Here is a 5912-nt window from a genome sequence, read left to right as displayed (position 1 = left end):
CGACCCACGCCGAACGGTCTGCGGCTGTGTCCACGACGAAGGCGACGTAGACGACGCCGCTCCAGGCGGCGACACGAGTGAAGTCGGCAACCCAGCAGCGGTTCGGGGCACTGGCGACGAAGTCGCGGTCAAGGAGGTCCGGGGCACGCCCGGCGGCCGGATCGGTGATCGTCGTGATCACCTTCTGCCCGCGGACGGCGCCGGCGATGCCGAGTTCGCGCACCAGACGCTCGACGGTGCAGCGGGCGGGTGTGTTTTAACGATCACGGATGTGGCCACCACGTCGGCCGCCACGACTCACCACCCATGAACGGATCGGCCCTGCACAAGACCGCCGCCGACTGCGCGGAGGAACTCCCCGGAACCCAGCTGGAGCACCCCTTCGGCCCCGACTGGGAGGTCTACAAGGTACGCGGCAAGGTGTTCATGCTGATGACCGAGGTCCCCGGGCGTCCCGTCGTGATCCTCAAGGCGGACCCCGGCGAGGCCCACGCCCTGCGACAGCAGTACAGCCACATCACCCCGGCTACCACATGAACAAGAAGCACTGGATCACCCTGGAGAGCGGAGAAGGCGTCGACAAGAAGCTGGTCGAGGAACTCGTCATGGACTCCTACCGGCTCGTCGTCGCCCACCTGCCCAAGGCCGAGCGGCCCGTCGCCCCGCACACCTACGGCACCGGAACGCGGGCGGCCCGGTGAACACGGCCGGCGACCGCCTCCAGGACACCGCCCGCCAGGCGGCCCTGGCCCTCCCCGACGTCAGCCACGTCTACCCCTTCACTCCCGGACTCGACGTGTACAGGGTCGCGGGGAAAGTGTTCCTGATCGTCACCGACGACCCGGACGAACACACAGCCCCGTGCCTTCCACCCAGCTTGCCCGTCGGCAGACCGAGTGCGCGTACGCACCCGACTACCGGCCCGACCATGGCAGGTCAGCGCACTACAACACCTCGCCGGGGGCTGTGTGCTGAGCTCCTGGCGCACGTCCAGTCCAGGTAGCAGCGCAGCCGGACACTGGCTGCCCCGGATCCCGTGTCGTACGGTCTGATGTCGCGGTCGCCCACCGTCCGCAACGGATCTCACGGAACCCGGCGGTGCCGTCGGTACGGCCGAAAATCTGGAGCGACACCGGGCATCAGGCCGCGACGAGCTCCTGCTCGCGGTCCGGCGCTTTGACCTTGGGCTTCTTGTTCGGCAGCGAGAGCCGGAAGACCTTGTGCCACGCGGAGAACACCTGCTTGGGCAGCGGCCCGGTGACGTACTCCAGCTCGTACTTCTCGAACAGCGCGCGCACCTTCACCGCGACCTCGGCGTACCGGTTGCTCGGCAGGTCCGGGAACAGGTGGTGCTCGATCTGGTGCGACAGGTTGCCGGTCATGAAGTGCATGGCCCTGCTGCCGCTGATGTTCGCCGAGCCCATCATCTGGCGCAGGTACCACTGGCCGCGCGTCTCGCCCTTGATCGACCGGCGCTCGAAGACCTGCACGCCCTCGGGGAAGTGCCCGCACATGATCACCGAGTGGGACCAGATGTTGCGGACCAGGTTCGCGGTGAACGTGGCGGCGAGAGTGGGGAGGAACGACGGGCCCGACAGCAGCGGGTGGATCACGTAGTCCTTGAGCACCTGCTTGCGGATCTTGCGGCCCACGGCCTTGGCCCGCGCGCGGAACTCCGGGTTCTTGCGGCGGCGCTTGTGCAGGTTCTTGCCGAGCTCCAGGTCGTACGCCGCGATGCCGTACTCGAAGAAGCAGGCGTTGAGGAAGTTCCACAGCGGCTGGCCGAGGTGAAACGGGTGCCACTTCTGGTCCTCGTCGACGCGCATGATGCCGTAGCCGAGGTCGTTGTCCTTGCCGATCACGTTGGTGTACGTGTGGTGCAGCTCGTTGTGCGAGTGCTTCCACTGCTCGGACGGCGAGACGTGATCCCACTCCCAGGTGGTGGAGTGAATCTTCGGGTCGCGCATCCAGTCCCACTGGCCGTGCAGGACGTTGTGGCCGATCTCCATGTTGTCCATGATCTTCGCCACGGACAGACCGGCGGTGCCGACCAGCCACGCGGGCGGGAAGATCGAGAACAGCAGGACGCCCCTGCTGACCAGCTCGAGCTTGCGCTGCGCCGAGATGACCTTACGGATGTAGGCGGCGTCTTTCTCGCCGCGGCCGGCGATCACCTCGTCGCGGATCGCGTCCAGCTCGCGACCTAGCTCCTCGATCTGCTCCGTGGTCAGGTGGGCGGTGGGGTCGATGGCGGTCAAGGTGCTCCTACCGTTCGATGTCGCAGGGGCCCGCCGCGGCGGACACGCAGGTCTGGATGAGGACGCCCGGCTCGGCCTCGGTGATCTCGCCGGTGCGCAGGTCGCGGACGGCGCCCGCCTTGAGCGGCGTGACGCAGCCGAAGCAGATGCCCATGCGGCACCCGGAGGGCATGAGCACGCCGGCCTCCTCGCCGATGTCCAGCAACGGCGTGGCGCCGTCCGCGTCGACGGTCTTGCCGGTGGTGCTGAACGTGACCTCGCCGCCGCCGTCGCCGGCGACGACGATGCTGGGGCGGAAGCGTTCGGTGTGCAGGCGCTCTTGGACGCCGTGCTCGGTCCAGTGCTCTTCGGCGGCGTCGAGCAGGCCCGCGGGCCCGCAAGCCCAGGTCTCGCGCTCGGCCCAGTCGGGCACGAGTTCGTCGAGGCGGGCGATGTCGAGCATGCCGTCTGTGTCGGTGTGCACCTCGGTGAGCCGCAGATTCTTGTCCGCGACCAGGTCGTGCAGTTCGTTGCGGAAGATCACGTCTTGCGGCTGTGGCGCGCAGTGGACCATGACAACGTCGTCGAACTCGGTGTCGCGCAGCATGCCCATCACGGGTGTGATGCCGCTGCCGGCCGTCAGGTAGAGCACCTTGGCGGGCTTGGCCTGCGGCAGCACGAAGTCACCAGTCGGCTGGTCGAGCTGGATCAGCGTGCCCGGCTTGGCCCTGCGGACCAGGTGGTTGCTGACCTTGCCGTCCGGGATCGCCTTCACGGTGATCGTGACGCGGCCGTCCTGGCGGTTTGTCGGCGAGGTGATGGAGTAGGCACGCCACAGGCGCACCCCGTCGACGTCGACCCCGATCCGCACGTACTGACCGGCTGTGTGGCCGCGCCAGCCCCGTCCCGGCCTGATCACGACAGTCGCGGCGTCACCCGTCTCGGGGTGCACGGCCTCGATGCGCCCACGCAGGTCAGCGCCCGCACGCAGCGGGCCGACCAGGTCGAGGTAGTCCGACGGCAGCAGCGGCGTCGTGACCATCTCCAGTAGTTTCCACGCCCTGCTGCGGAGGGCTGTACTCGTCATGACTCCAGCTTGCTGCGCCTCAGGGCGTAAAGTCCTGACCGCAGGATGTGAATCTGGCTGGCTGAATTGTTCGCAGGGAATAGAAACGTGAGCCATGCAATCCGGAGGGCCAGCGAACTGGCCCTGGACGAGACGACGGTCACCGCACTTCGGGCCGCGCTGAAGACCACCGCCGACGAGGTCGTCCAAGCGATCATCGACGAGGTCCCTCCCTACGCCAACGCCCTTTCGGGCCACATGGGCGCCACCATCCGCCGAGCCGTCCGCACCGCCCTGGGGCACTACCTGGACCTCGCGAGCGGGAACGCCACAGGCGGCGACGCCGGTGACGCAGCCTACGAGCTGGGCCGCGGCGAGGTGCGCGACGGCCGTTCGATGGACGCCCTGCTCAGCGCCTACCGCGTCGGCGCCCGCGTAGCCTGGCGATGCCTGGCAGCGGGTGCTGTACCCGCAGGTCTGCCCGCCGCCGAAGTCGCCAAGTTCGCCGAGCTGACCTTCGCCTACATCGACGAGCTCTCCGCCGCGAGCGCCGCGGGCCACGCCGACGAACTGGCCGCCCGGGGCAGGGACCACGAGCGCCACCTGGAACACCTGGCCCGCGACCTCCTCGCCGGCGCGAGCCCGGACGTGCTGCTGGCCTCTGCGCAACGGGCCGGGTGGCAGCGTCCGGGTTCGCTGACCGCGGTCCTGCTGCCCGCCGCCCAGGCCCGGCCTGCCTACCGCGCACTCGACCCGGGCACCCTCGTCCTCGACGATCTGCCCGACGCGACCGGTGTGCTGCTCGTCCCCGATGCCGACCGGTCACATCTCTTGCGGCAGCTGACCGACCGCACCGCCGTGGTCGGCCCGGCCCGGCCATGGACTCGTGCGTCCGCCTCGTACGCACGAGCCGTACGCGCGCGCTCCCTCTCCTCTGATATCCGCGACACCGAGGACCACCTGCCCGAGCTGGTGCTGAGCGCCGACGCGGACGCGTTCGCAGACCTGCGTGCCCGAGCCCTCGCACCGTTGCGGACCCTGCCTGTCGCGACCGCACGGCGGCTGGAGGAGACGTTGCGGGCGTGGCTGCTGCACCAGGGCAGGCGGGACGAGGTGGCGGCGGCGTTGTTCGTCCATCCCCAGACGGTCCGGTACCGGATGTCGCAGCTGCGGGAGCTGTTTCCGGATCTCGCATCGCCACACCGGGTCCTTGAACTGACGCTGGCGGTCGGTCTTCGGGCCGGCTGACGCGTACGTCGACCGTCCACGACCGCGTCCGCGAGCGGTCCAGGAATCGTGCCTCGTTCTCGGTGCCATCAGCTGGCTCATGCGGCCCGGGGAAGAGCGGTATCAGCCGGCTGAGACCGGGGGTTGACGTGAAGACCGGACAAGGCCCCGGTAAGCCCGTCGGGGGCGCTGTCTCTGAGAAGCGCGGTGGCGGATACGGCTCGACTGGATCCGGTGGACGATGCGCACCGGCCCGCTCGTCGACGCGCTCATCGAGCATCTGGTCGGCGATCTGGGCCACTATGAACTGGAAAACAGCTGTTATGTCGTCGTGGAGGGCGCTGTCCTGGCACGAGCTGACCCACGGGCGCGCGGCGGGCTGCGGCTGGGTGACCGGCGGGGCGGCCAGGCCGGGTCACCAGGGGCGGGGGGCCGGGCCGCTCGCGCCGGGAACCACCGTGGTTCTGCGACGGCCCGTGCCTCCCTTCCGACAGGTCAACCGGACGACCGACCGGGCCGGCCTGGCACACCGCGCGAGGGATGATGGGGATGGAATGACGGAATGTGAGGACAGGAGCTTCCATGGCGAAGCGGGTTCACCGACCCCGTGAGGACGCGGAGTTCAATTTCATCCTCGGGATGAGCGGAGTTCCGGTCCTCGTATACTTCACCGGGACATGGCCCAAGGCAATCGAGCCCTGCCGGGTGATGGACCTCGTCGTGGGTGGCATCGCCGACGACTACACGGGCCGCCTGACGGCCGTCCGCGCCGACATCACACGTTGTCCGGCTGCGACCGAACGATACGGGATCACCGGAGCCCCGTCCTACGTCCTGCTGAAGGAGGGAGAGGCGGTGGCGCACGGCACGGGGCCTATGACCATCACCGAGGTACGGAAGTTCCTGGACGGCCACCTCTGAGCGGACGCTGCGGCACGTGGCCGCGACACCCGTCACGTCTCGTCTATGGGAGCTGCGCCGCCTGAGACACCTTGGGGCTGAGACACCCCCACAGGTCACATAACGCCGTCCAACGCGGTCGCGTCCGGCAACTGCGCGGCACCGGGCCCCTGAGAGGGCGTTTATGCAGGTCAAGGCCCGTACATACCTTATGCGAGTGTCCCATTTTGTTGAGGATGGCCCGATGAGTGAAGAACATCGCCCGGCGGGGCGATGGCCTCGCCGCCCGTCTCATCCGCTTCTGGTTTCGAAAACCCGTCTGACGTAGAGATGCAGCAGAACCTCCCAGCAGTCTGCGGAACGAACGATTCCGGCATGCCTGTGCTCAGGCTGTGCTGTGAGTGATCGAAAGCCGTACCCCAGCGACTTGTCGGACGCCCGATGGGCCCTGATCGAACCGACGCTGACGGCCTGGCGGAATG

General features: G+C 68.5%; 4 protein-coding genes and 3 pseudogenes. 4 read left to right on the top strand and 3 right to left on the bottom strand.

Translation table 11 applies throughout. The features are described 5' to 3' along the window. A pseudogene (locus RB628_RS39050) lies at positions 1 to 247 on the bottom strand (IS3 family transposase); the annotation flags it as partial. A 59-nt stretch (positions 248 to 306) separates the two neighbouring features. Here RB628_RS39050 and RB628_RS39045 point away from each other — a divergent pair. Next, positions 307 to 701, top strand: a pseudogene (locus tag RB628_RS39045) (MmcQ/YjbR family DNA-binding protein). Positions 702 to 1139: 438 nt separating this feature from the next. Here RB628_RS39045 and RB628_RS39040 read toward each other — a convergent pair. Both RB628_RS39040 and RB628_RS39035 read right to left on the bottom strand, forming a co-directional pair. After that, positions 1140 to 2258, bottom strand: coding sequence for an acyl-CoA desaturase (locus RB628_RS39040; RefSeq protein WP_318325401.1), 1119 nt, complete (start codon positions 2256 to 2258; stop codon positions 1140 to 1142). 7 nt (positions 2259 to 2265) lie between these two features. After that, positions 2266 to 3324, bottom strand: a complete 1059-nt coding sequence (locus RB628_RS39035; RefSeq protein WP_318325400.1) for a ferredoxin reductase — start codon at positions 3322 to 3324, stop codon at positions 2266 to 2268. Between the two features lie 87 nt (positions 3325 to 3411). Here RB628_RS39035 and RB628_RS39030 point away from each other — a divergent pair, with 87 nt between their 5' ends. The 3 genes and pseudogenes from RB628_RS39030 to RB628_RS39020 form a co-directional block, all read left to right on the top strand. Further along, a complete protein-coding gene (locus RB628_RS39030; RefSeq protein WP_318325399.1) occupies positions 3412 to 4551 on the top strand; it encodes a helix-turn-helix domain-containing protein in 1140 nt (379 codons plus the stop codon). Between the two features lie 561 nt (positions 4552 to 5112). Then, positions 5113 to 5451 carry a thioredoxin family protein gene (locus RB628_RS39025; protein WP_318325397.1) on the top strand — a complete coding sequence of 113 codons (339 nt, stop codon included), beginning with the start codon at positions 5113 to 5115 and terminating at the stop codon, positions 5449 to 5451. Between the two features lie 376 nt (positions 5452 to 5827). Next, positions 5828 to 5912 (top strand): annotated as a pseudogene (locus tag RB628_RS39020) (IS5/IS1182 family transposase); the annotation flags it as partial.

Origin of the sequence: Streptomyces sp. ADMS (genome assembly GCF_033441795.1) — a bacterium.
Lineage (GTDB): Bacteria > Actinomycetota > Actinomycetes > Streptomycetales > Streptomycetaceae > Streptomyces.
This window is presented reverse-complemented; position numbering and strand designations above follow the sequence as displayed.